23 protein-coding genes are annotated in these 26,073 nt (G+C 63.9%); 13 read left to right on the top strand and 10 right to left on the bottom strand.

What is annotated here, in order from left to right:
* Positions 1-2 precede the first annotated feature (2 nt).
* From FHS84_RS03315 to FHS84_RS03300, 4 genes are all read left to right on the top strand, one after another.
* Positions 3-1,679, top strand: coding sequence for a tetratricopeptide repeat protein (locus tag FHS84_RS03315; protein WP_166930373.1), 1,677 nt, complete (start codon positions 3-5; stop codon positions 1,677-1,679).
* The gene (locus FHS84_RS03310; protein ID WP_166930371.1) at positions 1,679-2,536 is read left to right on the top strand and encodes a 4-(cytidine 5'-diphospho)-2-C-methyl-D-erythritol kinase; all 858 of its coding nucleotides are present in this window, start codon (positions 1,679-1,681) and stop codon (positions 2,534-2,536) included. The genes FHS84_RS03315 and FHS84_RS03310 overlap by 1 nt, the downstream gene beginning before the upstream one ends.
* 105 nt (positions 2,537-2,641) lie before the next feature.
* Positions 2,642-2,845 carry a hypothetical protein gene (locus tag FHS84_RS03305; protein ID WP_166930367.1) on the top strand — a complete coding sequence of 68 codons (204 nt, stop codon included), beginning with the start codon at positions 2,642-2,644 and terminating at the stop codon, positions 2,843-2,845.
* 165 nt (positions 2,846-3,010) lie between these two features.
* Entirely contained in the window at positions 3,011-3,877 is an 867-nt protein-coding gene (locus FHS84_RS03300) for a sulfotransferase (RefSeq protein WP_166930365.1), read from the top strand.
* Positions 3,878-3,881: 4 nt separating this feature from the next.
* Here FHS84_RS03300 and FHS84_RS03295 read toward each other — a convergent pair whose 3' ends face one another.
* Together FHS84_RS03295 and FHS84_RS03290 are read right to left on the bottom strand one after the other, a co-directional pair.
* Positions 3,882-4,541 (bottom strand): hypothetical protein, encoded by a 660-nt coding sequence (locus tag FHS84_RS03295; RefSeq protein ID WP_166930363.1) that lies wholly within the window; start codon positions 4,539-4,541, stop codon positions 3,882-3,884.
* 17 nt (positions 4,542-4,558) lie between these two features.
* Complete coding sequence (locus FHS84_RS03290; RefSeq protein WP_166930361.1) at positions 4,559-5,575, bottom strand: polyprenyl synthetase family protein; 1,017 nt, start codon at positions 5,573-5,575, stop codon at positions 4,559-4,561.
* A gap of 115 nt (positions 5,576-5,690) precedes the next feature.
* Here FHS84_RS03290 and FHS84_RS03285 point away from each other — a divergent pair, with 115 nt between their 5' ends.
* The 6 genes from FHS84_RS03285 to FHS84_RS03260 all read left to right on the top strand — a co-directional run bounded on the left by FHS84_RS03285 (position 5,691) and on the right by FHS84_RS03260 (position 14,564).
* Positions 5,691-5,921, top strand: coding sequence for a putative signal transducing protein (locus tag FHS84_RS03285; protein ID WP_166930359.1), 231 nt, complete (start codon positions 5,691-5,693; stop codon positions 5,919-5,921).
* Positions 5,918-6,625: a methyltransferase gene (locus FHS84_RS03280; RefSeq protein WP_166930357.1), complete on the top strand. Its 708-nt coding sequence runs from the start codon at positions 5,918-5,920 to the stop codon at positions 6,623-6,625. Before FHS84_RS03285 ends, FHS84_RS03280 begins: the two co-directional genes overlap by 4 nt.
* A gap of 279 nt (positions 6,626-6,904) precedes the next feature.
* Complete coding sequence (locus FHS84_RS03275; protein WP_166931797.1) at positions 6,905-7,804, top strand: glycine--tRNA ligase subunit alpha; 900 nt, start codon at positions 6,905-6,907, stop codon at positions 7,802-7,804.
* Positions 7,805-8,012: 208 nt separating this feature from the next.
* On the top strand, positions 8,013-10,025 hold the full coding sequence (glyS, locus tag FHS84_RS03270; RefSeq protein ID WP_166930356.1) for a glycine--tRNA ligase subunit beta: 2,013 nt from the start codon (positions 8,013-8,015) through the stop codon (positions 10,023-10,025).
* A 795-nt stretch (positions 10,026-10,820) separates the two neighbouring features.
* Positions 10,821-13,493 (top strand): pyruvate, phosphate dikinase, encoded by a 2,673-nt coding sequence (gene ppdK, locus FHS84_RS03265; RefSeq protein WP_166930353.1) that lies wholly within the window; start codon positions 10,821-10,823, stop codon positions 13,491-13,493.
* A gap of 390 nt (positions 13,494-13,883) precedes the next feature.
* Positions 13,884-14,564, top strand: coding sequence for a cell wall hydrolase (locus tag FHS84_RS03260; protein WP_166930350.1), 681 nt, complete (start codon positions 13,884-13,886; stop codon positions 14,562-14,564).
* Between the two features lie 84 nt (positions 14,565-14,648).
* On the opposite strand, the gene nadC is transcribed toward FHS84_RS03260, so the two are convergent.
* From nadC to FHS84_RS03220, 8 genes are all read right to left on the bottom strand, one after another.
* Entirely contained in the window at positions 14,649-15,500 is an 852-nt protein-coding gene (nadC, locus tag FHS84_RS03255; protein WP_166930347.1) for a carboxylating nicotinate-nucleotide diphosphorylase, read from the bottom strand.
* A gap of 31 nt (positions 15,501-15,531) precedes the next feature.
* Positions 15,532-17,124 (bottom strand): L-aspartate oxidase, encoded by a 1,593-nt coding sequence (locus FHS84_RS03250; RefSeq protein WP_166930344.1) that lies wholly within the window; start codon positions 17,122-17,124, stop codon positions 15,532-15,534.
* Between the two features lie 69 nt (positions 17,125-17,193).
* Positions 17,194-18,225: a quinolinate synthase NadA gene (gene nadA / locus FHS84_RS03245; protein ID WP_166930341.1), complete on the bottom strand. Its 1,032-nt coding sequence runs from the start codon at positions 18,223-18,225 to the stop codon at positions 17,194-17,196.
* Between the two features lie 719 nt (positions 18,226-18,944).
* Positions 18,945-19,904, bottom strand: a complete 960-nt coding sequence (locus tag FHS84_RS22180; protein ID WP_166930339.1) for an NrtR DNA-binding winged helix domain-containing protein — start codon at positions 19,902-19,904, stop codon at positions 18,945-18,947.
* A 10-nt stretch (positions 19,905-19,914) separates the two neighbouring features.
* On the bottom strand, positions 19,915-20,439 hold the full coding sequence (locus FHS84_RS03235; RefSeq protein WP_166930337.1) for a tyrosine phosphatase family protein: 525 nt from the start codon (positions 20,437-20,439) through the stop codon (positions 19,915-19,917).
* Positions 20,440-20,502: 63 nt separating this feature from the next.
* Positions 20,503-21,090, bottom strand: coding sequence for an HD domain-containing protein (locus FHS84_RS03230; protein WP_166930334.1), 588 nt, complete (start codon positions 21,088-21,090; stop codon positions 20,503-20,505).
* Positions 21,087-21,875 carry a sulfite exporter TauE/SafE family protein gene (locus tag FHS84_RS03225; protein ID WP_341801807.1) on the bottom strand — a complete coding sequence of 263 codons (789 nt, stop codon included), beginning with the start codon at positions 21,873-21,875 and terminating at the stop codon, positions 21,087-21,089. Before FHS84_RS03225 ends, FHS84_RS03230 begins: the two co-directional genes overlap by 4 nt.
* Before the next feature lie 171 nt (positions 21,876-22,046).
* Positions 22,047-23,177 carry a beta-ketoacyl-ACP synthase III gene (locus FHS84_RS03220; protein ID WP_243850665.1) on the bottom strand — a complete coding sequence of 377 codons (1,131 nt, stop codon included), beginning with the start codon at positions 23,175-23,177 and terminating at the stop codon, positions 22,047-22,049.
* A gap of 172 nt (positions 23,178-23,349) precedes the next feature.
* Here FHS84_RS03220 and FHS84_RS03215 point away from each other — a divergent pair, with 172 nt between their 5' ends.
* From FHS84_RS03215 to queE, 3 genes are read left to right on the top strand one after another with little or no spacing between them, the layout of a single operon-like run.
* Positions 23,350-24,663: a PAS domain-containing sensor histidine kinase gene (locus FHS84_RS03215; RefSeq protein WP_166930332.1), complete on the top strand. Its 1,314-nt coding sequence runs from the start codon at positions 23,350-23,352 to the stop codon at positions 24,661-24,663.
* 37 nt (positions 24,664-24,700) lie between these two features.
* Positions 24,701-25,411: a 7-cyano-7-deazaguanine synthase QueC gene (gene queC, locus FHS84_RS03210; RefSeq protein ID WP_166930331.1), complete on the top strand. Its 711-nt coding sequence runs from the start codon at positions 24,701-24,703 to the stop codon at positions 25,409-25,411.
* Positions 25,408-26,043, top strand: coding sequence for a 7-carboxy-7-deazaguanine synthase (gene queE, locus FHS84_RS03205; RefSeq protein WP_166930329.1), 636 nt, complete (start codon positions 25,408-25,410; stop codon positions 26,041-26,043). Before queC ends, queE begins: the two co-directional genes overlap by 4 nt.
* Positions 26,044-26,073 lie beyond the last annotated feature (30 nt).

Below are 26,073 nucleotides of genomic sequence, written 5' to 3'. Positions count from 1 at the left end.
GATTGCGTATCCTCCCGTTGATTGCCGCTCTGTCGTTCCTGGCGGCCCCAGTGCCGAGCGCGGCGAAGACGATCGTAAGCTTCGACAGCGGCGACCACATCGCCGCCAGTCTCGGCGATTATCTCGCGGCCCGTTTTGCTGCCGGCAATCACGACTATGCCGAAGCGGCCAAGCTGTACCAGCAGGCCCTGTCGCGCGATCCCGAAAATCCGCAGCTCCTGACCTACGCCTTTTTCTACGCCGCCAGTGCCGGCGAGGTGGACGATGCCGCCAAACTGGCCGAGCGCCTCGTGGTGGCGACGCCCGACGATCGCGCAGCGCGTCTGACGCTCGCCATCGCCGCGATGAAGAGGCACGACTACAAGAAGGCGCGCGAAGAGATCGCCAAGTCCGCCAAAGGGCCGTTCACCTCGTTTACGGTCGCGCTGATCGACGGATGGGCTGCGGCCGGTGCGGGTGATGCCGCCACCGCGCGGGCCGATTTCAAGCAGCTTCACGCCCAGAAGAGCGCCGACGGGCTTGCCTATTTCAACGAAGGAATGCTGGCCGAACTGCTCGGCGACAAGGACGGCGCCACGGCCGCATATCTGGCGTCGATCGAAGCCTCGGGACCGACCCCGCGGGTGATCGAAGCCTACGGCAAGTTCCTCGAACGCAACGGCCGCGCCGCCGAGGCGAAGAAGCTTTACGAACGCGCCGCCGAGGAGAACGGCTATACCATCGTGACCACGCCGGGTCTGGCGCGCATCGCCGCCGGGCAGATTCCCGATGCCTTCGCGCCGCGGGCCGAGGACGGCGCCGCCGAAGCGCTGTTCGGGATCGCCTCGTCGCTCAACGACGAAGCCAATCGCGATATCTCGGTGCTGTATCTGCAACTGGCGCTGCACCTCAATCCCAAGCTCGATCTCGCCACCATCCTCCTGGCCAACCGCTGCGAAGCGCTCGGCAAGTTCGAGGACGCGATCGCCGCCTACGAAAAAGTTTCGCCGTCGTCGCCGTTCTATCGCATGACGGAAGTGGCCGTCGCCGTCGATTACGCCCGTCTCGACAAGTCCAAAGAGGCGATCGCCCGGCTCGAGAAGCTATCGAAAGCGTATCCCAACGATCTCGAGACCTGGACTGCGCTCGGCGATTCCTATCGCGCCGCCAAGCGCTACGACGACGCCGTGAATGCCTACAATAGAGCGCTGTCCTCGCTCGGCGAGCCGTCCAAGAAAAGCTGGCCGCTGCTGTACGCGCGCGCCGTCGCCGAGCAGGAAACCGGCCGCTGGGAAAAGGCGGAAGCCGATCTTCAGGATGCCCTGAAGCTGTCGCCCAACGAACCCGATCTTCTCAACTATCTCGGCTATAGCTGGGTCGACCAGAAGAAGAACGTCAAGGAAGCGCTGACGATGCTCGAGAAGGCGCGGGCGCTGTCGCCGCAGAACGGCTACATCATCGACAGCGTCGGCTGGGCCTATTACCGTCTTGGACGGTTCGAAGATGCGGTGGACGCGCTCGAAGATGCGGTGCAGCTCGTGCCCGGCGATCCCACCATCAACGACCATCTCGGCGATGCCTATTGGAAGGTCGGGCGCAAGCTCGATGCGACATTCCAGTGGAGCCATGCCCTTGCGTTCGGGCCCGACGCAGGCGAAAAGGCCAAGATCGAAAAGAAGCTTAAAACCGCTGGTGAGTGATGGCGCGGGCGCCGGCCAAGATCAATCTGTTCCTGCACGTCGGCGACAAGCGCGCCGACGGCTTCCACGCGCTGCAAAGTCTGGTGGCGTTCACCGAGGCGGGCGACGATCTCGCGTTTGCGCCGGACGACGCGTTGACGCTTGCGATCGACGGCCCGTTCGGAGCGGAACTGTCGGCCGGCGACGATAACCTGGTCGTCAAGGCCGCGCGGGTGTTCGAACCGGCGCTTGGTGCCGCCAAAGGCGCGCACATCACCCTGACCAAGAATCTGCCGGTGGCGTCCGGCATCGGCGGCGGCTCGGCCGATTGCGCCGCGACGCTGCGCGGACTGAATGCGCTGTGGGGCCTCGGCCTCGATACCGCCGCGCTGCAGGAGATCGGCGCCAGCCTCGGCTCGGACGTTCCGGTGTGCATCACCTGCCAGCCGCAGTGGATGGAAGGACGCGGCGAAATCCTCACCGAACTGCCGGCGCTGCCGGACCTCGCCGTCGTGCTGGTCAATCCCGGCGTCGGGGTGCCTACCGGCAAGGTGTTCGGTGCCCTCAAGGAGCGTCGCGGCGTCGGCCTGCCGCTGCCGCCCAAGTTTGCGAGCGCGGACGATCTCGTCGCCTATCTGAAGGACACGGCCAACGACCTCGAAGCGCCGGCGCGGGTGATCGCCCCGGTGATCGGCGACGTGCTGGATTTCATCGCGGGACAGGGCGCGCTTCTGTCTCGGATGTCGGGAAGTGGCGCCACCTGCTTCGGTCTGTTCGAAAACGGCACACACGCGGCCCGCGCGGCCGAGGCTATCCGCGCCGCCCATCCCGGCTGGTGGGCCGTGGCGAGCCGGCTGAGCGGCCGCATTTACGACTGATAAAATGCCTTCGGGTTAGGGTCGGGCTCTGTTTCTTCAATTATCGCGCTTTCGGACGGAAAACCGGTTTCCCCTTTTCCTGAAAGCGCTCTGATGGAGGCCGGCATGGCGACCTGGGTCCGCTGCACCGAATACGAAGAAGGCGTCGATCCGAGCTTTTCGGCACAGATGCTGGTGAACCTCGAAACCGTTCGCTACATGGTGCGCGGCGTCGAATCGACGGCGATCAGTTTCACGGCTTCGACCGGCCAGGACGGCCTGGCGGTGCACGAGACGCCGGAACAACTGCTCGGTATCGCGCCGAAATAGTGTCGCGTCGTATTCTAGAACGCCGTTTTGATACGCGCCGCGACGGAAATTTTGTCTCTGTAAATTGATATGTACCGCCGACAAATTGTCTTCCGGTGCCGTCTACGCCAAAATTAAGTCCATGTCCGGGAGGGCGAACGAACGCCGACGTCCGGAGGTGTAGACGTGGATTCCGTCCCGCAGGATCGTGTCCTCGACGCGATCTGTGAATTGCCTGCTCCCGATGGCTCGTTCGCGCCGGCGCAGCAGCATCTGTTCCGCACCCTCGGCGAGACACGCAAGGCGGTGGTGCTGGCTTTCCCACCCAAGGCCGGCGGCACGTTCCTGCGAACCGCGATCATCAAAGCCATCGACGGCCAGCTTGTGCGCATCGTCCATGCCCTGGCCGGACGCGATGCGACGCCGTATCTGCCGACGCTGCTGCGCTACTTCGAAGGCGGCGTCACCGACAAGACGCTGGTCACCCATGTCCATATGCTGGCGCTGGGGGCCAACCTCCATCTGATGAACGCATTCGCCATCAAGCCGGTCGTCATGGTGCGGAGCATTCCGGACATGCTGGCGTCGTATTGGGACATGATCGAAAGCGACGACGACGCTCTGCGCGACGGCCTCAATTGCCACATCCCGCCGAACTTCCGCACGTTGGCGCAGAACGCCAAGGCCGATTTCATCGTCGATATACTGGCGCCTTGGTACGTGAATTTCTACGCCGGCTGGATCGCCTACGCTGCGGCGGCGCCCGACAAGGTGTTGATGATCGATTTCCGCGTCTTCCAGCAGAATCCGGCCGGCGTGGTTGCCGGCATCCTCGATCATGTCGGTCTGCCGTGCGACACGAAGGCCTGCGAGGCGGGCGTGGCTTATGCCTGGGAGATCCGTTCGGCCTTGCGGTTCAACAAAGGCGAGGGGGGCCGCGGCGCCGCTTATTTCCGCCCGGTGCACTTGAAACGTCTCACCCGCATGGCCGCGCATTATCCCGTGCTGGCGGACTGGTGCGACGTTCTCTTGTCGGTGCGCAAGAGAGCGTGAGCCGTTACTGAAGCTGTTCGCCGGCGACCAGCGTGACCTGACGGTCGGCCATGCCCCAGACTTCGCCGACCTTGCGCGGCGTGGCGTTCTTCATCTCTTCGTCGCTGCCCATATTGGGACGCGGAATGTTGTAGTGGAGGAAAAGGCTGGAGCCTTCGACCTTCCAGGTGCCTTCCGTTTTCCAGTCCGGCCGCGTGGCGGAGAAGGTGTGATCCGGCCGCCAGTAAATCCGGGTGACGGTGCCGTCCGGGTCCTTGGCGACGATGGTATTGCCGACGCGGGACAGCGCCGCCAACGCCGCCAGCGTTTCGGGGGTGTCGGTCAAGGCGCGGCCCGGCACCAGCGTGATGCGGCGTGCGCCATGAATCCAGACATCGCCGAGTTGATGCGGTTCCACCGGAACGCAGGCCGTTTTGCCCGGAACGGTCTGGGTGGCTTCCTGGGTGAGGCAGAGCTGGCCGCTGGTGATTGCCCAGGTGCCGTTGCTGGCGCGGTCGCCGCTGCGGGCCGCAAAAACATTGTCCGCGCGATAGAAGACCCGCACGGAATTGCCGGCGTTGTCGACTGCGATCGAGGTATTGCCGACATATCCGGCCATCGGATCGTCGGCGGCGTGAGCGGAAACCGCGGCAAGGCACAACGCCGCGAACCAGGTAAACCGCATCTCTTCCCCCTTAGTGTTCAGTACGCCCGCTCGACGCAGAAGCCGGCAACGGCGGCGAGCACGTCGCGCATCGGGCTTTGCGGCACGCGGTCGAGCGCCCGGCAGGCGAGGCAGGCGTAACCGCGGGCCCGTTCCATGGTGTCGGAAATCGCGCCGGTCTGCTCGACCAGCGTGATGGCGCGGTCGAGATCGGCTTCGCCCTGCGGGCCGGTTTCGATGGCGCGGGTCCAGAACTTCTTGGCCGGTTCGTCGGCACGGGCCACCGCCAGAATGACGGGCAGGGTGACTTTGCCTTCGCGGAAATCGTCGCCCACCGACTTGCCCATCAGCGCCTGACGGCCGGAATAATCGAGCGCGTCGTCGACGAGCTGGAAGGCGATGCCGAGATTCATGCCGTAATCGCGCAACGCTTCGGCCAAAGCGCCCTTGCCGGACGCGATCACCGCCCCGGCTTCGGCGGCGGCGGCGAACAGTTCGGCGGTCTTGGCCGAGACGACGCGCAGGTAATGCTCCTCGTTGACGCCGAGATTGCCGGCGCTCTTGAGCTGCATCACTTCGCCTTCGGAAATCACCGCGGCGGCGCGCGACAGGATGCGCAGGACTTCGAGTTCGCCGCTCTCGACCATCAGTTCGAAGGCGCGGGACAAGAGGAAATCGCCGACCAGCACGGAGGCCTTGTTGCCCCAGACGATATTGGCCGAGACCTTGCCGCGGCGCAGCGAGCTTTCGTCGACCACGTCGTCGTGCAACAGGGTGGCGGTGTGGATGAACTCGACCGCCGCCGCCAGCTTGGCGTGATCGTGGCCGGAATAGCCGCCCATGGTCGCCGCGGCGAGGGTCAGCAGGGGCCGCAGCCGCTTGCCCCCGGAATCGATCAGGTGCTTGGCGAGGTCCGGGATCATCGCCACCGCGCTCGCCAGCCGTTCATGGATCAGCATGTCGGTGGTGCGCATGTCCGCCGCCACCAGGGCGTGCAGGCGCTCGACGGGCGATACGTCGGCTTCGGAACGGCGGAGACGGGGCGGAACGGACATGAAAGGAAACTGCTCGGTGCTGGCGGGCGAGATTGGTAGCCGGGGCGCCCTGGGTCAAGCGCCCAGGGAAAGATTTCAGTGATACAATGGCTTCGTCTGCAACTTGGAATCGGCCGTGAAGACGATCCTGAAAACCAATAACCCGGTCCTGCTCAACTATGCCGTCGTCCTGCTCAAGGATGCCGGGATCGAGGCGGGCGTATTCGACGAATCCATGAGCATCCTGGACGGCAGCATGGTGATCATTCCCCGCCGGCTGATGGTGTCGGAGGATGACGAGGAGCGCGCCCGCGAAATCCTGCGCGACGGAGTCGGCGGCGCGGCGCTGGAACCGGATAGGCCGTGAGCGAGCGGTTCCTGGGCGGACGGGTGATTGTCCGGCAATCCGAAACCGGATTCCGGGCCGGGCTCGATGCCGTGATGCTGGCGGCGGCGGTACCTGACTGTAATGGCGAAGTGCTCGAACTCGGCGCCGGAGCGGGCACGGCGAGCCTGTGTCTGGCGGCCCGGCAGGCGGCCGTGACGGTGGTCGGACTGGAGATCGACCCCGAGCTGGTGGCGCTCGCCGGGGCCAATGCGGAAGCCAATGCGATAGCCGGGCGGGTAACCTTTGCGGCGGCGGATATCTTCGATTTGCCAGCGGCTTACCGGCGCTCTTTTAACCATGTTCTGTGCAATCCGCCATTTCACGGCGACGAGGGGCAGGCGGCGCCCGATCCGGCCAAGGCGCGGGCGCTGCAGGACGGCGGACGTCTGGCGGCCTGGCTGGAAGTGGGTTTGAAACGAACGGTTTCGGGCGGGACCTTCACCGCCATTCTGAGGGCCGATCGGCTCGGCGAGGCCCTGGCGGCGCTGCCCGAGCGGGGCGTCACGATCTTTCCGCTGTGGCCGAAGGCGGGCGTGGCGGCGAAGCGGGTCATCGTCCAGGCCCGCCAGGGCTCGCGGGCCCCGCTGGTCGTCGCCGCCGGTCTGGTGCTGCACCGGGACGACGGGACCTACACGGCCGAGGCCGACGCGGTGCTGCGGGAGGGTGAGGGGCTGGAGGTCTGAAATTACCTCCCCCTTGTGGGGAGGTCGAACGCGGAGCGTTTCGGGTGGGGGGCGGTGCCCATCACAGGCGGCGGTCCCCCACCCGGAAAATCGCTCGCCCCCTGCATCGTTCCATCTCGATCCCAATCATCGTGCTCGCGATTTTCCGACCTCCCCACAAGGGGGAGGTAAAGTAAGGGCGTGGCATTTGCGGTGTTGTTTGGGCCTGTATGGCTCTGTAGGTTCCGCCTCGCCCGGAGGCGCTGAACCGTGACACGCAACATTACGCAAATCGACAACTTGCCAAAGGCTCAACCTGAGAAGCCAAAGGCAAAAACCTTCCAGGACCTGATCCTGACCCTTCAGAACTATTGGGCGGCGCAAGGCTGCCTGATCCTGCAACCCTATGACGACAACATGGGCGCCGGTACCTTCCATCCGGCGACGACGTTGCGCGCGCTCGGCCCGAGACCGTGGCGGGCGGCGTACGTCCAGCCGAGCCGCCGTCCGACCGACGGGCGCTATGGCGAGAACCCGAACCGGCTGCAGCACTATTACCAGTATCAGGTGATCCTGAAGCCGTGCCCGGACAACGTGCAGGAGCTGTATCTCGGCTCGCTCAAGGCCATCGGGCTCGATCCGGCGGAGCATGACGTGCGCTTCGTCGAGGACGACTGGGAAAGCCCGACGCTGGGCGCCTGGGGCTTGGGGTGGGAAGTCTGGTGCGACGGCATGGAAGTCACCCAGTTCACCTATTTCCAGCAGGTCGGCGGCATCGATTGCGATCCGGTCTGTTCCGAAATCACTTACGGTCTCGAACGTCTCGCGATGTACGTGCAGGGCGTCGAGTTCGTCTACGACTTGGCCTTCAACGAGAACTTCCGCTACGGCGAAGTCTTCCATCAGGCCGAAAAGGAGTTCTCGGCGTTCAATTTCGAATACGCCGACACCGAAATCCTGTTCCGCCACTTCGCCGACGCCGAAAAGCAGTGCAAGGCTCTGGTGGAGAAGGGCCTGGCGCTGCCGGCCTACGACCAGTGCATCAAGGCCTCGCACAGCTTCAATCTCCTGGATGCGCGCGGCGTGATTTCCGTCACCGAACGCGCCGCCTATATCGGCCGCGTGCGCGCGCTGGCCAAAATGTGCTGCGAGGCGTGGCAGGCATCGCCCATGGGCGCTTATGAACCGAGGTATGGGTGATGAACACCTGTCATCCCCGGCTGAGCGCAAACGCGCAGCGTTGGAGCGAAGGGAAGGGGATCCAGGTGATCCTGCAGTCCCGCTCGCGAAGAACACGCACTGGCGCCCATTCTTCATCACCGTCCAAACTTTGGGACCTGGATCCCCTTCCCCTTCGCCGCTGCGCGGCTTCGGCCGGGGATGACACCGTTTTTGTTGGAGGCCACTGATGGCCGAATTGCTGCTTGAACTGTTCTCCGAAGAAATCCCCGCGCGCATGCAGGCGCAGGCGGCGAAGGATCTCGAACGTCTTGTTGTCGGCGCGCTGAGCGACCGCGGACTGCTGTTCGAAGGCTCCAAGGCGTTTGCCGGTTCGCGCCGCCTGACGCTGGTCGCCAGCGGCTTGCCGGTGAAGCAGCCCGACGTCTCGGAAGAGAAGAAGGGCCCGCGCGTCGGGGCGCCGGAAAAGGCCGTGGAAGGCTTTTTGCGCTCGGCGGGCGTGACGCTCGATCAATGCGAGAAGCGCAACGACGGCAAAGGCGAGTTCTACGTCGCCGTCATCCATCGCAAGGGCCGCGCCACCCAGGACGTGCTGGCGGAAATCCTGCCGGAATGCTTCGCCAAACTGCCGTGGCCGAAATCGATGCGCTGGATTCCGAACAACCCGGTGCGCTGGGTGCGGCCGCTGCATTCGATCCTCGCCGTGTTCGACGGGGACGTGGTGCCGTTCGAGTTCGCCGGCGTGAAGAGCGGGGCGACGACCAAAGGCCATCGCTTCCTGTCGACGGGCGTCATCACCGCCAAGACGTTCGAAATCTATCGCAATGACCTCAAGCATCATCACGTGATGCTGGATGCCGAGGAGCGCAAGGAAACCATTCTGACCGACGCCAAGAACAAGGCGTTCGCGCTCGGGCTGGAACTGATCGAGGATCGCGGTCTCTTGGACGAAGTCGCGGGCCTCAACGAATGGCCGACGGTCCTGATCGGCACTATCGAAGATCAGTTCATGGACGTGCCGGCGGAAATCCTGCAAACCTCGATGCGCGTGCATCAGAAGTATTTCTCGCTGCGCGATCCCAAAACCGGCAAGTTCGCCAACAAGTTCGCCGTGGTCTCGAACATGACGCCGGAAGACGGCGGCAAGCAGATCGTGGCGGGCAACGAACGCGTCCTGCGCGCGCGTCTGTCGGACGCCAAGTTCTTCTGGGACCAAGACCGGCAGCACCGGCTCGACAGCCGCATCGACAAGCTGAAAGGCATCGTCTTCCACGCCAAGCTCGGCACGCAATATGAGCGCGTGGAACGCATCGTGGCGCTGGCGGCGGAAATTGCCGGCAAGATTGGCGCCGATATCGAAAAGGCGAAGCATGCCGCGCTGCTGTGCAAGGCGGACCTGACCACCGGCGTTGTCGGCGAGTTCCCCGAACTGCAAGGCGTGATGGGCCGCTATTACGCGCTGCACGATAAATACAATTCCGACGTCGCCGATGCGATCCGCGACCACTACAAGCCGGTGGGGCCGAGCGATGCCGTGCCGACGTCGACGGTTTCGATTGCCGTGGCGCTGGCGGACAAGCTGGATCAGCTCTCGCAATTCTTTGCGGTGGGCGAGAAGCCGACCGGATCGGGCGATCCGTTCGCGTTGCGCCGTGCGGCACTGGGCGTGATCCGCATTATTCTCGAAAATGGCATTCGTCTGCCGTTGGGCGTGAGTGATGAATTGCTTTCCTTCTTCGCCGACCGTCTGAAGGTCGCGCTGAAGGAAAAGGGCACGCGTCACGATCTGATCGATGCGGTGTTCAGTCTCGGCAACGAAGACGATCTGGTGCGCCTCGTGGCGCGCGTGGAGGCGTTGCAATCCTTCCTCAAGTCGGAGGAGGGCGCCGATCTGCTCGCGGGCTACAAGCGGGCGGCCAATATTTTGAAGGCCGAGGAAAAGAAGGACAAAACCACCTTCGACGGAACGCCGGTGGCTTCCGCGCTGGTTCTGCCGGAAGAGAAGGCGCTGTTCGCCGATCTCGACGCGGCGGCGGCGAAGGTGAAGTCCGAAATCGCGGCCGAACGGTTCGTCGAAGCGATGGGCGTGATGGCGTCGCTGCGCGCGCCTGTGGACGCCTTCTTCGACAAGGTCACGGTCAACGACAAGGACCCGGCCCTGCGCAAGAACCGCCTCCTGCTGCTGTCGCGCCTGCGCGCCACGCTGCACCTGGTGGCGGACTTCTCGAAGATCGAGGGATAAGCAACACTGTCATCCCCGGCGCCTCGCCATCGCGCAAGCGTCGTGGCGGGGCGGGAAGGGGACCCAGGTGGCATCGCATCTCCGCTCGGAGAGGACTGGCCCTGGCGCCTGTTCTGCATCACCGCCGATACTTCCAGACCTAGGTCCCCTTACCCTCGCTGCGCTGCGCTTGCTCAGCCGGGGATGACAGGTGGTGGAATATCGCCCGCCGTGACACGTCCGTCGCGAATGGGTCGCGTGAACTGATTCCGGGCGTCCCGTGCAGGCTTCGGCGCGGGTTGGGCGTGGACGCTCGCCCCATTTCTGCCTTAATTGAAATGCCCTCGAATTAGGCGTTTTACGGTCAGCAACCGTAAGCACCGCGAGCGAACCGCGTGCCCCTTGAGGTAACCTTCGCAGGCACACCGCTTTTTCGGAATCGGGACGCGGGAAGGGGTATCGGGAACCCTGAATCGGGCGTCATGCGTGACGGCTTTTGTCCCACCCTGAGACCATGACGGATATACGACGAAGCCCCTGTTTTCTGCGCAAAAATCGTGCGCAACAGCCGCGCCCGCCTGTCACATTGCGTCCCGGCGAATGGGGTTCTAATGCCGCCTGCTGTAAGTAAAGTCCCTCACTCCAAAACATGGTCATGGCCCGCGTATGCAGGTCTTACAGGATACAGGTTCTCGCGACTCCCTTCGTCAACGCGAAGCCCGTTCCGCTGCCAGACCAAAGACGCGCGGCGACCTTCATTCGCCGGCTATGACGATGTGGACGACGGATAACAACAAGCAAAGGTAGAGAGAAACGATGACGAAATGGGTCTACGCATTCGGAGACGGCAAAGCTGATGGCGACGCCTCCATGAGAAATCTTCTCGGCGGTAAGGGTGCCAACCTCGCCGAGATGAGCAGCATCGGTCTGCCCGTTCCTCCGGGCTTCACCGTCACCACGGAAGTGTGCACGTATTTTTATGCCAACGGCCATAAGTATCCGTCGGATCTGAAGGCGCAGGTCGACGCCGCCGTTGAGCACATGGGCAAGATCATGGGCGCCAAGCTCGGCGATCCCAAGAACCCGCTGCTGGTATCCGTCCGTTCGGGCGCCCGCGTTTCGATGCCGGGCATGATGGACACGGTCCTCAACCTCGGTCTGAACCCGGAAACCGTCGAAGGCGTGATCAAGCTGACCAACAACCCGCGTTTCGCGTGGGACAGCTATCGCCGCTTCGTCCAGATGTATTCGAACGTCGTGCTCGGCCTCGAGCATCATGATTTCGAAGAGATCATCGAAGCCGCCAAGGAAGCCAAGGGCGTCGAACTCGACACCGAACTGGACGCCGACGACCTCAAGGCCCTGACCGTGAAGTTCAAGGCCCTGGTCCAGAAGAAGCTCGGCAAGCCGTTCCCGGATACGGTCGAAGACCAGCTTTGGGGCGGCATCGGCGCCGTGTTCTCGAGCTGGATGTGCCAGCGCGCCCAGACCTATCGCCGTCTGAACAAGATCCCCGGCGATTGGGGCACGGCCGTCAACGTGCAGGCGATGGTGTTCGGTAACCGCGGCGAGACCTCGGCGACCGGCGTTGCCTTCACCCGCGACCCCGCCACCGGCGAGAACTACCTGTACGGCGAATACCTCATCAACGCCCAGGGCGAAGACGTGGTGGCCGGCATCCGCACTCCGCAGCCGATCACCAAGCTGGTGCGCGAGCGCCAGGGTGGCAAGCTGCCGTCGATGCAGGAAGCCATGCCGAAGATGTACGACGAGCTGTTCGCCATCGGCCAGAAGCTCGAGCATCACTTCAAGGAAGTGCAGGACGTCGAGTTCACCATCCAGGAAGGCAAGCTCTGGATGCTGCAGTGCCGCGCCGGCAAGCGTACCGCCAAGGCTGCGCTGAAGATCGCCGTCGACCTCGTGAACGAAGGCCTCATCAACAAAGAGACCGCCGTTCAGCGCGTCGATCCGTCGGCTCTCGACCAGCTCCTGCACCCGACCCTCGACCCGAAGGCCCCCAAGACCAAGTACACGACCGGTCTTGCCGCGTCGCCGGGCGCCGCCATCGGTGAAGCCGTCTTCACGGCCGACGAAGCCGAGAAGCTGGCCAACGACGGCCATGACGTCATCCTGGTTCGCGTCGAAACGAGCCCGGAAGACATTCACGGCATGCATGCTGCGAAGGGCATCGTCACCGCCCGCGGCGGCATGACCAGCCACGCGGCGGTCGTCGCCCGCGGCATGGGCCGTCCTTGCGTCGCCGGTTGCGGCAATCTCCGCGTCGACTACGACAAGAAGCAGATGACGGTCGGCGACAAGGTCATCAAGCAGGGTGAAGTCATCACCATCGACGGTTCGGCCGGTGTCGTCTACGTCGGCCGCGTGTCGATGCAGAACCCGGAACTGACCGGCGATTTCAACACCCTGATGGAATGGGCCGACTCGATCCGCAAGCTCAAGGTCTATACCAACGCCGACACTCCGACCGACGCCAAGACCGCGCGTTCGTTCGGCGCGCAGGGCATTGGTCTGTGCCGCACCGAGCACATGTTCTTCGAAGGCGACCGCATCGTGTCGGTCCGTCAGATGATCCTGGCGGAAACCGTGGAAGAGCGCGAGAAGGCGCTGGCCCACTTGCTGCCGATGCAGCGCGGCGACTTTGAAGAAATCTTCCGCGTGATGGACGGCCTGCCGGTCATCATCCGTCTGCTCGACCCGCCGCTGCATGAATTCCTCCCCCACAAGGACGTGGAATACGAAGCGGTTGCCAAGCAGGCCGGTATCTCGATCGAGAAGCTGAAGGCCAAGAGCGCGACCCTGCACGAGTTCAACCCGATGCTGGGTCACCGCGGCATCCGCCTCGGCGTCACCTACCCGGAAATCACTGCGATGCAGGCGCGCGCCGTGATCGAAGCGGCGGTCAACGTCGAGAACGAAGGCATCAAGGTCGATGCCGAGATCATGATCCCGATCGTGGCCTGGAAGCAGGAACTCGATCTCGCGGCCGACATCATCAAGAAGGTCGCCGAGGACGTGAAGAAGGAAAAGGGCAAGCTCCCGAACTTCAAGATCGGCACCATGATCGAACTGCCGCGCGCTGCGCTGCAGGCCGGCAAGCTGGCCGAGACGGCTCAGTTCTTCTCGTTCGGCACCAACGACCTGACGCAGACCACCTGCGGCATCAGCCGTGACGACGCCGGTCCGTTCCTTACCGACTATCAGGTGAAGGGCCTGCTCATGCGCGATCCGTTCGTGTCGATCGATCGCGATGGCGTCGGCGAATTGATGGCGATCGCAGCCGAACGGGGCAAGAAGACCCGTCCGGAAATCGAGATCGGCATCTGCGGCGAGCACGGTGGCGATCCGAACTCGATCGAACTGTGCGCTCAGATCGGCCTCAACTACGTCTCTTGCTCGCCGTTCCGCGTGCCGGTCGCCCGTCTGGCGGCTGCACAAGCGGCGCTCAAGAAGTTCGAACGCGACGTGTGATCTGATCACGCGTATTTTCGAATGACATAACGGGAAGCCTCCGGAGCAATCCGGAGGCTTCTTCGTTTTTCCGGTGTGTCGGATGATTGCAAAGAGCACGCATGATTTGAGTCGTCAGTTGGTCACAATCGTGAAAACGACGTTCAGTCAGCCGAAATAGACCTCGAAAGACTCACAAAAAAATCCCAGGGTTTGCCTCGATTTTTGGTTTTCAAGCGTGACGTCGTGTCACGATTCCGTATTTTTTCATTTGACCCGAGCGCGGTTCAGCGGCTAGACGCGCCACTTCCCTCTGCAGGGGAGGTGGGGGAGCCATTCGAGTTCACGCCGACCAAGGTCGACCTAACACGCCGACACAGACGAAACGAAATCCGAAGAGAGTCATTCCCGATGCCAAAGAAATCGCCAGACGTCCTACGCCGGTCCGATCGCATCCTCGTCGGTGCGCTGACCGTCGTGCTCGCAGCTGTAAGCGCGGCTGTCGGGGCGGCCGCTGCGTATCGTCCGCACCCGGAACAACTCAAAGCGACGACGGCCGTCGTCGCCCAGGTTCAGCCGCAAGTCGCCCAACCCGTTGTTCCCGTACAGCCCGTCGTGCCGGTCTCGGCCGAAGAGGTGCGTTCCGCTTCGCTGGTCGAACAGGCCGTGATGAAGAAGTTGCTCAAGGAGCACCGCTGCCTTTCCGATGCGCTGTATTTCGAAGCGCGCGGCGAAGGCGAGCGCGGCCAGAAAGCCATTGCCGAAGTGATCTTCACGCGGCTGCAAAAGGGCAAGTACGGCCATTCGATCTGCGCCGTCGTCTACGAAGGCGCCGGTCAGCCCAACTGCCAGTTCTCGTTCACCTGCAACGGCGCCCTCCACAAGACCAAGCAGTACGGTCCGTGGATGAAGGCCCAGCAGCTTGCCGCGCGCATTCTCACCGGCGAAGAGCCGCTCAAGGGCGCCACCGGCGGTGCGATCAATTTCCATGCTGCTTCGGTCGATCCCGATTGGGCCGGCGAACTCGCCCGCACCACGCAGATCGGCAACCACGTCTTCTACAAGAAGCCGGGTATCAAGCGGGAAATGTGAGTAAAGACGAATAGCGAAAAGGGGCCGACGCGAAATGCGGTCGGCCCCTTTTTTTGTTTGTAATACGGTGTTTTCCGGCTGCGCCTAGAAATCCAGCGCCACATCCAGGTTCGGCGCCGAGTGCGTGATCGCGCCGGAGGAAATGTAGTCGACGCCGGTTTCGGCGATCGCCCGCACGGTTTGCAGAGTCACGTTGCCGGAGGCTTCGAGCGCGGCACGGCCGGCATTGAGCTTCACCGCTTCGCGCAGCATGTCGGGCTTCATGTTGTCGAGCAGCACGGTATCGACGCCGAGTTCGAGCGCGATCTGAAGCTGTTCGAGCGAATCCACCTCGACTTCGACTTTCACCATGTGGCCCAGACCGGCGAATACGCGCTCCACCGCCGGCTTGATGCCGCCCGCGGCGACGATGTGGTTGTCCTTGATGAGGACGCCGTCGTCGAGGCCGTAGCGATGGTTAACGCCGCCGCCGCAGCGCACCGCGTATTTCTCGAGGATGCGCAAGCCGGGGATGGTTTTGCGGGTGCAGACGATCCTCGCCTTGGTTCCCTTCACCGCGTCGACCAGGGCTCTCGTGGCGGTAGCGACGCCGGACAAATGCCCGACAAAGTTGAGTGCCACCCGTTCGCCCGCCAGGATCGCTCTGGCCGAGCCCTGAACGGCCAGGAGGGGCGTGCCGGCCTCGACCGTGTTGCCGTCCCGCGCCTCCAGGCTGACCTTCAGGGAGCCGTCCAGGATGTGGAAGGCGGCCTCGGCCGCTGCCAGCCCGGCAATGGTCCCGGCCTTGCGGGCCACCAGAACCGCCGTGGCGCGCTGGCCGGCGGGCAGGACCAGGTCGGAGGTGATGTCGCCGGCCCGTCCCAGGTCCTCTTCCAGGGCCAGACGGACGGTGTGCTCGAGCAGCAGGAAAGGCGGGGTGCGCAGAGGGAAGGGCATCGGGTCGGGTCCGGGGGAGTAAGGGAGGGGTCTATTTGGCGGCGCAGGCGGGCGAAACGGGCTCTGGAGCGATAGCGTCGGCGGCGATCCGCTCGGCATCGGCCAGGGTCATGAAGGTTCTCTCTCCGGTTGTGTCCGTCGCAGTAAAATCGCTGCGGTAGTGTCCGCCGCGGCTTTCGTGGCGGGCCAGGGCTCCGGCGACGACCATCTTGGCGGTAACCGTCATGTTGAGCAGTGAGGCCTCATGGCCGCCGGCGCGCTCGATCTGGGCGATGCGGGCGAGGGCTTCGGATAGCCCGGCGGCGTCGCGCTCCAGGCCGGCATAGCGGGTCATCACCTCGCGGAGCTGGCGCGGCACCGGCGGAGCGGCGGAGCGGGCAGGCGCGGGCGGCGTGCCGCGGCTCTTGCGCGGCTTGGTCGTGGCCCGGATGTCGTCGGCCGCGCGGGCACCGAATACCAGTGCCTCGAGCAGCGAATTCGACGCCAGACGGTTGGCGCCGTGCAGACCGGTGCAGGCGCATTCGCCGATCGCCCACAGACCTTCGAGGGACGTCCGGCCGCGAACGTCGGACGCGATACCGCCCATATGATAATGCGCGGCGGGCGCCACCGGGATCGGCTGCGTCGCCGGATCGATGCCGGCGCCGCGGCAGATTTCGTAGACCGTCGGGAAGGCGGAGGCGAACTTGGCGCCGACCGCCTTGCGGCAGTCGAGGAACACCTTGTGCCCGGCGACCAGCTCGCGATGGATCGCCCGTGCCACCACATCGCGCGGCGCCAGTTCGGCCAAAGTGTGTACACCCGGCATGAAGCGGCGGCCGGTCTCGTCGATCAGGATCGCGCCTTCGCCGCGTAAGGCTTCGGTGGCAAGCGGGGCAGGATCCTTGTCGATTGCAATGGCGGTGGGATGGAACTGCACGAATTCCGGATCGGCGATCACGGCACCGGCGCGCGCCGCCATGCCGAGGCCTTCGCCGCGGCTTTCCGGCGGATTGGTCGAGACGGCATACAAGGCGCCGAGCCCGCCGGTCGCCAGCACCACGGCACAGGCGCGGATCAGGATCAGGCGCTGCACCGGTCCATGCCAAGTGCGCGCAAATAGGCCGACGACACGGCCGTCTTCGATGGCGAGTTCGATGGCGTGGAAGCCCTCGATGATGCGGATCGAGCCGGTTTCGCGGGCACGCGCCGCCAGCGCGGCCATCACTTCGGCGCCGGCGCGGTCGCCTTTGACATGCACGATGCGCGCAGCCGAATGCGCCGCCTCGCGGCCGACGGCAAGCGAGCCGTCCTTGGCGCGGTCGAACGGGGCGCCGAATTCGACGAGATCGTGAATGCGCTCCGGCGCCTCGCGCGCCACCAGCGCTGCAATGTCGGGATCGCTGAGGCCCGCACCGGCGGCGATGGTATCGGCGGCGTGGCTCTGCCAGGTGTCGCCGCGGCCGACCGAGGCGGCGATGCCGCCTTGCGCCCGTGCGCTCGAGCCGGACACGCCGGGATGCTCGTCGGCGAGCACCACGCACGGGAACGGCGCCATCTTCAACGCCGTAAACAAGCCCGCAACGCCGGCGCCGAGGATCAGCGCGCCTTGGGTCTCGATGACATTGTCGATATGCGGCTTCATGGCAGCAATCTCTTTGTTATGTCGCGCTTCATAGCCGGAAAACCGGTACCGGCTTTCCGTGAAGCGTTTTCACGCGGCAAAGCGGGCCTTGGTGACGGGCACCGCCAGCATGCGTTCCACGCTCTTGCGGGCGCGGGCGGCAATGGCCGGATCGACCGTGACTTCTACCGTCATGGTCTCAAGGGCGTTGAGGATTTTCGGAAGCGTGATGCGCTTCATGTGCGGGCACAGATTGCACGGCCGCACGAATTCGGTCTCGGGGAACTCCACCGCAACGTTGTCGCTCATCGAGCATTCGGTGACGAGCACAACCTTGTTCGGATGCTTGGCGGCGACGAAATCGATCATGCCCGAGGTCGAACCGGCGAAATCGGATTCGGCAACGACTTCCGGCGGACATTCGGGATGGGCCATCACCACCACGCCGGGATTGGCGCTACGGAAATCGCGGATGTCGGCGGCGGTGAAGCGCTCGTGCACTTCGCAATGGCCTTTCCAGGTGATGATCTTCACGGCCGTCTGCTTGGCGACGTTCTGCGCCAGGAATTCGTCCGGGATCATGATGACCGTATCGACGCCCCATTCGCGGGCGATGTCTTCCACCACGGCACGGGCGTTCGACGAGGTGCAGCAGACGTCGCTTTCGGCCTTCACGGCGGCGGAGGTGTTCACATAGGTCACCACCGGCAGGCCGGGATGCTTGGCCTTCAGCGCCACGACGTCGGCGGCGGTGATGGAGGAGGCGAGGGAGCAGCCTGCTTCCGGATCGGGAATAAGAACCGTCTTGTCTGGCGACAGCACCTTCGAGGTCTCGGCCATGAAGTGCACGCCGGCCTGGACGATCAGCTTGGCTTCGGTCTTCGCGGCCAGCCGTGCGAGCTGCAACGAGTCCCCGACGAAGTCGGCGACGCAATGGAAGATTTCCGGCGTCATGTAGTTGTGCGCCAGGATCACCGCGTTCTTCTCGCGCTTCAGCGCGTTGATGGCGGCAATGGTGGGCGCGTGAACGGCCCATTCGATGTCGGGGATGACGTGCGACACCTTTTGGCGAAGCGCCTCAGTGGCGGCGGCGACATCCGGCGTGAAGGGCAGTTCGGGCATATCTTTGTCCTGTTATGCTCGTTTTGAGTATATATCTAGGGCAAAAACACCGGCCTTCAAGGCCGGCCGTTGGGTTTATGCTACACATGAGTACAAATCCGTCAAGCCATTTTGTTAGCCATGACGGGAATTCCAGGAAATTCACTTTTTCCTAGAACCGCGTCGAGTTCGCAATTTTCCCGAAACAGTTGAAAACAGCAGCCAGTTGAGGCAAAGCCTTCTGCAGATACGCTCGTAAATCGAGCGATGTCATGCTGCTGTGCGCAGCTCCTTGGGCTCTCCTTCGGGAGGGCCCTTTTTTTATGGCGACATCGCCCCCGCGGGGCACATCTGCAATGCCAAAGGCTACGTGCCCGGCCACTCCGCGAGATATTCCGTATGATGAATATACAATCGCGACGGCCGCGCTGAGCGGGGTCACGCGGCCATGTGTTTACGTCGGCAACGTCACCGATGATCGCATCGGAACGTGGCATCGGCACAAGAAATGAAGCGCGGAATCACGGCTTCGTGAGCGGCGTTTTTAATGACACCGGTTGCAATGCACAAAGTGTCTCAGTGAGGTTTGCTGTTGCCCGTTCGACTTATAGACAGCGTACAATCTGGATCGCTACGCGAAGGCAACGGGTTCTGCACGGAGGCCCTCCCAGGTTCCGAACGGTTCTCCACGGCTTTGTCGGTGGCGTTCTTAGCCCTCCTTCGGGAGGGCTTTTTTTTGCTCAGGGTGTGCGCTGGCGCGCCAGCTTCACGCCGGGCGAGGGGCGCTCGCGCAGGACTTCGCGGCGGAAGCGGAACAGCTCGGCCGGCCGCCCGCGCGGCGGCGAATTGAACTTGCCGGTGCCTTCCACCAGACCCTGATCTTCGACCAGCCGGCGGAAATTCTGCTTGTGCAGGCGGGTGCCAGAAATCGCCTCGACGGTGCGCTGCAGTTCGAGCAGCGTGAACGAGGCCGGCATCAGTTCGAACACCACGGGCCGGTATTTCATCTTGCCGCGCAGCCGGGCAATGGCGGTGGCGAGGATGCGGCGATGGTCGAACATCATGCGGTCGCCGAGCGGCGAGATGCGATCGTTGCCGCCGCGTCCGTCGCGCGCGGCTTCGCTGACGATGCCGGCTTCGTAGAGCAACTCGTAGCGCTCCAGCACTTTCTCTTCGTCCCAGCCGATGTCCTCGTCGCCGAAACAGAGCCGGACGCGGTCGCGCCGTAGTTCTGCGCAGGACCGGTCGGGCGCCGAGGCGACGAATTCCTCGAGCGCGGGCAGGATCATCTCGTCGATCACCGCCGGCTTTTCGATGCGCCAGTCTTCCCAGGGGAAGTAACGATACCAGTCGCGCCAGACGCTGTCGGGGGCATTGCGTTCGCCGAGCTGCTTGGTCAGCGCGAGATAGCCAACCGAGACCACGCGCGCATTTTCGCCGGGCTTCAGGGTGTGACGGCCGCGGTCGCCGAACGTGTAGAGCTGCTCGACATAGCCGAGATCGAGATAGGTCTGTTCGCCCACCCAGGTTCTGAGGCCGCTTTCGAGGGTGCGATGGGCGACCGGATCGAACGGGCCGAACGGCAGGGCATCGTCGGCACCGGCAGCATGCACGACCAGAACGCTGGGCAAATCGTCCACCACCGAAACGATGGCGGCCGACAGCCCGATGGTCACAACATGTTTGTCCGGATTCGTCACGCCCCCAATCCTATAGCCCAAGTTGCTCCAGCGAAAACTCTACCGGCACACCTTCCTCGACGGGAACGGCCGGCCCCATTTCTTCCACCGCCTTGATCATGGCGCCCTGGCGTTCGAGCTGGGCATCGGCATGGCGGATGATCGCCCGGTTGGGATAGGCATGCGGCGCCCGCGCGCGCATCTCGCGGGCAAGCCGGAATTCGGCGCCGCGCCACGCCCGGTCGCAGAGAATAGTGTAGGCCGTCGCCATCGAGCGGGACACGCCGGCCCAGCAATGCACGATCAGCGGCCGCTTGGCGTCCCAGCCGCGGGCGAATTCCAGCACCGAGGCGACATGCTCTTCTCCGGGTTGGCACTTGCCGTCCTCGGGATCGCAGATGTCGTGCACGGCGATGCGCAGGTGGCGGGCTGCCGGAAATCCGCCCGGCGTCTCGATCATGTATTCGGGCGAGAGCAGGCTGATGAGATGCGACGGCTGGTAAGTCCGCAGCATATCCGGCAGGACGGAAAGAGGTGTGACGAGGATCAGTGGCATGGCTTCATCTGTTAGCCCGCCATTATGACACGCGAAAGCCGGAATTGTTGCTATTTCAGTTTGTTACACCGACAGCTTGCGAAAGCGCTCGAGGAAGAGGGCTTGCGCCTCGGCGGTCGGCAGCGGCGTCAGCCTGGGCGTCTTGAGAGCGGCAGGCGGGGCGCCGAAGATCTTCTTGGCTTCGTCCACCTCGAACCCGGCAAGCTGGGTTGCCTCGTGGTAGGCGGAAAGCAGATCGGCCCGCTTGAATAGCTTTTCAAGGGCCGCGGGCGGCTTCGGCGGCAGCCCGAACCGAAGATGGATGGCCGCCATAAGTTTCAGCTCTAAGCTCTTGTAACTGATACCGACGGCGGCCTTGAATGGGCTTATGAGGTCACCGACAACATATTCCGGGCCGTCATGGAGCAGGGCCATCAGGCGGGCTTCGCGGGTCAGTCCCGACGGGCTCAGTTCGACTGCCAGCCGTTCGACCACGACACAGTGCTGCGCCACCGAGAAGGCGTGCGCCCCCTTGGTCTGGCCGTTCCAGCGCGCCACGCGGGCAAGGCCGTGGGCGATGTCTTCGATTTCGATGTCCAGCGGCGAAGGATCGAGCAGATCGAGGCGGCGGCCGCTCAACATCCGCTGCCAGGCACGAACTTGTTTGGTCATAAGAAAAGCTTCACGGCTACGGCGGCCAGCACGACCGCCATGACCCGCCGCAAATAGACTTCCGGTATCCTTGGGGCAAGGGCACTGCCGATCAGAATTCCGGGGATGGATCCCATCAGCAGCGTCCCCATCAACGTGAAGTCGACATTACCCAAGAGCCAGTGGCCGGCGCCCGCCACCAGGGTCAGCGGCACGGCGTGGGCGATATCGGAGCCGACCAGCCGCACCGCGGGCAGTTCGGGATAGAGCAGGATCAGAGCGGTGACACCGAGCGCGCCGGCACCGACCGAGGACGAGGCGACCAGGATCCCCAGAACGACGCCGGTCAGCACCGTGTACCGGATGGTCAGCTTGGGCGAGAGCTTGCCCACGCGGGAGGCATAGATCTTGAGCAGCCACGGCCGGAACACCAGCGCCGCGGCCGTCACCAGCAGCGCCGACCCGAGCACGTCGGACACCAGCGCGTTGGTCTTGTGGCTGTCGATACCGAGGCGATTGAGCAGGAACAGGGTGGCGATCGCCGCCGGTACGCTGCCCATCGCCAGCCGCCGGACCACGCGCCAGTCGATGGTGTGATGGGCGCCGTGCACGAACGAGCCGACCGTCTTGGTGACGGAGGCATAAAGCAGGTCGGTGCCGACCGCCGCGACCGGCGGTACGCCGAAAAGAAGGATGAGGATCGGCGTCATCAGCGAACCGCCGCCGACGCCGGTCAACCCGACGAGCGCGCCGACCAGAAGGCCGCTCGCCACGTAACCCCATTGAATGCTGACAAGAAAATGCACGCGCGTCCTTGTGTCGAAGCCCTGCCCGGAAGGGCGCGGACTATCACATGCGTTTATCGCGCCATGCAACGATGAGATATTTCCGCAAGGGAAATACAGCCCGTTCGTGTTTTTCCTTGCCGCGCCGCAGCGATCCGTGTGCTGACGAATGGCAGCGGCGGAAGGAGATGCCTACATCTTCTTCAAGATCACGCTGCCGGCGGAGTAGCCGGCGCCGAAGGTGCAGAGCAGACCGACGTCGCCGCTCTTCAAATCGGCGCTGTGCTTGTTGAAGGCGATGATCGCGCCCGCCGACGAGGTGTTGGCGTACTGGTCGATCACGTTGGGCGCTTCGTCGGGTGTCGGATCGCGGCCGAGCACCTTGTGCGCCAGGAACAGGTTCATGTTGATGTTGGCTTGGTGCAGCCACATGCGCTTGACGTCCGACGCGGTGAGATTGTTCTCGGCCAGATGGTCGACGATGAAATGGCCGACCAGCGGCAGCACTTCCTTGAACACCTTGCGACCCTGCTGGACGAACAGCTTGTCGGGCTTGCCGATGCCTTCCGGCGCGCAGCGATTGAGGAAGCCGAAATTGTTGCGGATGTTGTTGGAAAACTGCGCCTTCAGCTTGGTCGAGACGATTTCCCAGACATTGCTGCCGCGCGCAGTCTCGGCGCGCTCGACGATGTAGGCGGTGCAGGCGTCGCCGAACAGGAAATGGCTGTCGCGCTCGCGGAAATTGGCGTGGCCGGTGAGGACTTCGGGATTGACCACCAGGACGGCGCGCGCGCCGCCGGTCTCGATCAGGCCGCGGGCGATATGGACCGCATAGGTCGCGGACGCGCAGCCGACGCTCATGTCGAAGGCGAAGCCGGTGATGCCGAGGGCGCCCTGAACCTCGATCGCCATCGCCGGATAGGCGCGCTGCTGCACGGCGCAGGAGCAGATCACGGCGTCGATGTCGGAGGGCTTCTTCTCCGCCGTCGCCAGCGCTTCGCGCGCCGCCGCCACGGCCATCTCGGCCATCACGGAGAGTTCGCTATCGGGACGCTCGGGGATGCGCGGACACATCACATCGGGATCGAGGATGCCTTCCTTGTCGAGCACGTAACGGTTCTTGATGCCCGACGCCTTGACGATGAATTCGGAGGAGGATTCCAAGAGGGCCTTGCACGTGCCGGCGGCGATCTCGGCTTCGTGCTCGCTATTGTAGCGATGGACGTAAGTGTTGAACGACGCCACCAGTTCTTCGTTATTGATGGTTTGGGACGGCACGTACACGCCCGACCCGGATATCGCCAAAACTGACAAATTCCTCATCCCTTCCAGATCCTTGCCCAAACTGCCGGACCCAGGCCGTGAACGCAAGAGTCAGCCTAAACAGACCGTTTAGAACTTGCCTGTATGTGTGTACGCCGAGTGGGGAGTTGTGCGACCGTTGGGTGCATTTTTCAGGTCTGCCGACCGGCCGGGTTCGCCGGATCGTGCGCGTATGACAGCCGGAACGTGCTGGGCGTTCTTCGCGCTCGGTCTGCTGTTCGGGTTGGCCACGCAGGTCATGGCACCGCGCGAAATTGCCACGGCCGCCGTCATCATGATCGGCATCGTCATTGCCGTCATTTTGTTGCGCAGGTTGGCCGAGCGCTCGGATAAACAACTTCTGGTCGGCGATTTCAGCTATCGCGGGTTTTTTGAGTCGGCGATCGAAGGCATCTTCCGGACTTCGCCGGACGGCCGCTATCTGGATGTGAACCCGGCGCTGGCGCGCATCTACGGCTACGCGACGCCGGCCGAGATGAAAGCCGCGTTCACCAACATCGCCTCCCAGCTTTATATCGATCCCAGCCGGCGCGACGAATTCAAGAAGATCATGGACGCGCATGACGAGGTGTCCCACTTCGTCAGCGAGATCCGCCGCCGCGACGGATCGACCATATGGATCAGCGAGAACGCCCGCGCGGTGCGCGACTGGCGCGGTCAGATCGTCTGCTACCAGGGCACGGTGGAGGACGTCACCCAGAAATTTGCCGCCGAACGCGCCATCAAGAAGGGTCTCAAGCGCGCCGAGCAGGCCAACCGCACCAAGAACGCCTTCCTGGCGATGATGAGCCACGAACTGAAGACCCCGCTCAACGCCATTATCGGATTTTCCGAGATGATCGGTACCGAGATGCTGGGGCCGATCGGCAACAAGGCCTATCTCGGCTACGTGCGCGACATCTCCGCGAGCGGCAACAAGCTGCTGGCGATCATCAACGACGTGCTCGACGTGGCGCGGCTCGAAGGCAACGCCATCGTCCTCAACCGCTGCGAATGCAGTCCCCGCGAGATCGCCGATGTGGCGCTGATGCGGGCCCGCGCCCAGACCGGCGACGGCCGCGATGTGGAACTGGACCTTCCGGGCGATCTGCCGGTGCTTCATGTCGACAAGACGCGGCTGGCGCAGGTGCTGTCCAATCTGCTGGCCAATGCGCTCAAGTTCACGCCGCCGCCCGGAGCGGTGCGGCTTCGGGCCTGGCGGACCGATACCGGCGCGGTGCATTTCGCCGTCAGCGACAGCGGCATCGGCATGTCGGAGGAGGCCATCGCCTTGGTCCTGCAGCCGTTCCAGCAGGCCGACGCCTCGCTGGCCCGGCGGTTCGAAGGGGCCGGGCTCGGCCTGCCGATTGCCCATGCCTTGACCAAATTGCACGGCGGCAGCCTCGCCATCGCCAGCGCCGAGGGCAAAGGGACCACGGTCACGGTCGAACTGCCCGAGGCCTGCTTGCGGCGCCAGGAGCCCGAAATCGAGGCCGCGTACGGCTAGTCTTCCCTTGGCCCTGCGCTTCGTCTAAACCGCCGCCATGACGGATAATTCGGCAGACAGCGCCCTCGTACTGTTTTCCGGCGGGCAGGATTCGACCACCTGTCTGGCCTGGGCTCTCACGCATTTCGCGCGGGTGGAGACGGTCGGCTTCGATTACGGCCAGCGCCATCGGGTGGAGCTGGACGCGCGCGGCCGCATCCTTGGCGCGATCCGGACGCAGTTTCCCGCCTGGGCCGAACGGCTCGGCGAAGATCACATGCTGACGCTCGACGTGCTGAAGCAGATCGGCGGCAGCGCCCTGACCGATGCGACCAAGATCGAGATGGGCCGCGACGGCCTGCCGACCAGTTTCGTGCCCGGCCGCAATGTGCTGTTCCTGACGTCGGCGGCGGCGCTCGGCTACCGGCGCGGCATCGCCGATCTGGTCGGCGGCATGTGCGAGACCGATTTCTCCGGCTATCCCGATTGCCGCGAGAAGACCGTCGTCGCGACCGCCGAGGCTTTGACGTTGGCGCTCGACCGGCGCGTGACCGTGCATACGCCGCTGATGTACATCGACAAAGGCGCCACCTGGGCTCTGGCGGAAGAACTCGGCGGGACGGCGCTGATCGATCTCATCGTCGAGGAGACCGTCACCTGCTACGAGGGCGATCGCACCCATCGCCATGACTGGGGCTACGGCTGCGGCGCCTGTCCGGCGTGCGATTTGCGCGCCAAGGGGTACGCGCGTTACGCTGCCGCGCGATGACGTACGCGGTCAAGGAAATCTTCTACACGCTGCAAGGCGAGGGCGCCCGCTCCGGCCGCGCGGCGGTGTTCCTGCGCTTTGCCGGCTGCAATTTGTGGAACGGCGTCGAAGCCGATCGCGCCGACGCCAAGTGCACCTTCTGCGATACGGATTTCGTCGGTACCGACGGCACCAAGGGCGGCAAATACGCCGATGCGCAATCGCTCGCCGATGCGGTCGCCGCCGAATGGCCGAAGGATAATTTCGCCCAACCTTATGTGGTGTGCACGGGCGGCGAGCCGCTGTTGCAGCTCGACGAGGCGCTGATCGCAGCGCTGCATATCCACGATTTCGAGATCGCCATCGAAACCAACGGCACCATCCTGCCGCCGCCGGGTATCGAATGGATCTGCGTCAGTCCCAAAGCGGGCAACGAGTTGGCGATCGAAACCGGCCAGGAGTTGAAGCTCGTCTATCCGCAGGAGGGCGCGCCGCCGGAGAAATACGCCGATCTTCTGTTCGATTACTATTTCCTGCAACCGATGGACGGACCCGATCGCGAGGCCAACACGCGCGCCGCCGTCGAATACTGCTTGAAGCATCCGCAGTGGCGATTGTCGCTGCAAATACACAAGTATCTCGATATCCGATAACGGATGCTGCCAACGGTGGAGCCCATGAGA

Origin of the sequence: Rhizomicrobium electricum (assembly GCF_011762045.1) — a bacterium.
In the GTDB taxonomy this organism is placed as follows: domain Bacteria; phylum Pseudomonadota; class Alphaproteobacteria; order Micropepsales; family Micropepsaceae; genus Rhizomicrobium; species Rhizomicrobium electricum.
Note: the sequence above shows the minus strand (reverse complement) of the source record. Positions and strands in the feature narration are given on the sequence as shown.

Coding starts and splice junctions, on each gene's coding strand:
- FHS84_RS03310 (WP_166930371.1), top strand. CDS start 1,679: ATGGCGCGGGCGCCGGCCAAGATCAATCTGTTCCTGCACGTCGGCGAC.
- FHS84_RS03230 (WP_166930334.1), bottom strand. CDS start 21,090: ATGACCAAACAAGTTCGTGCCTGGCAGCGGATGTTGAGCGGCCGCCGC.
- glyS (WP_166930356.1), top strand. CDS start 8,013: ATGGCCGAATTGCTGCTTGAACTGTTCTCCGAAGAAATCCCCGCGCGC.
- FHS84_RS03290 (WP_166930361.1), bottom strand. CDS start 5,575: ATGTCCGTTCCGCCCCGTCTCCGCCGTTCCGAAGCCGACGTATCGCCC.
- FHS84_RS03215 (WP_166930332.1), top strand. CDS start 23,350: ATGACAGCCGGAACGTGCTGGGCGTTCTTCGCGCTCGGTCTGCTGTTC.
- queC (WP_166930331.1), top strand. CDS start 24,701: ATGACGGATAATTCGGCAGACAGCGCCCTCGTACTGTTTTCCGGCGGG.
- nadA (WP_166930341.1), bottom strand. CDS start 18,225: ATGCCCGAACTGCCCTTCACGCCGGATGTCGCCGCCGCCACTGAGGCG.
- FHS84_RS03305 (WP_166930367.1), top strand. CDS start 2,642: ATGGCGACCTGGGTCCGCTGCACCGAATACGAAGAAGGCGTCGATCCG.
- FHS84_RS03235 (WP_166930337.1), bottom strand. CDS start 20,439: ATGCCACTGATCCTCGTCACACCTCTTTCCGTCCTGCCGGATATGCTG.
- FHS84_RS03295 (WP_166930363.1), bottom strand. CDS start 4,541: ATGCGGTTTACCTGGTTCGCGGCGTTGTGCCTTGCCGCGGTTTCCGCT.
- queE (WP_166930329.1), top strand. CDS start 25,408: ATGACGTACGCGGTCAAGGAAATCTTCTACACGCTGCAAGGCGAGGGC.
- FHS84_RS03250 (WP_166930344.1), bottom strand. CDS start 17,124: ATGAAGCCGCATATCGACAATGTCATCGAGACCCAAGGCGCGCTGATC.
- ppdK (WP_166930353.1), top strand. CDS start 10,821: ATGACGAAATGGGTCTACGCATTCGGAGACGGCAAAGCTGATGGCGAC.
- FHS84_RS03260 (WP_166930350.1), top strand. CDS start 13,884: ATGCCAAAGAAATCGCCAGACGTCCTACGCCGGTCCGATCGCATCCTC.
- FHS84_RS03220 (WP_243850665.1), bottom strand. CDS start 23,177: ATGAGGAATTTGTCAGTTTTGGCGATATCCGGGTCGGGCGTGTACGTG.
- nadC (WP_166930347.1), bottom strand. CDS start 15,500: ATGCCCTTCCCTCTGCGCACCCCGCCTTTCCTGCTGCTCGAGCACACC.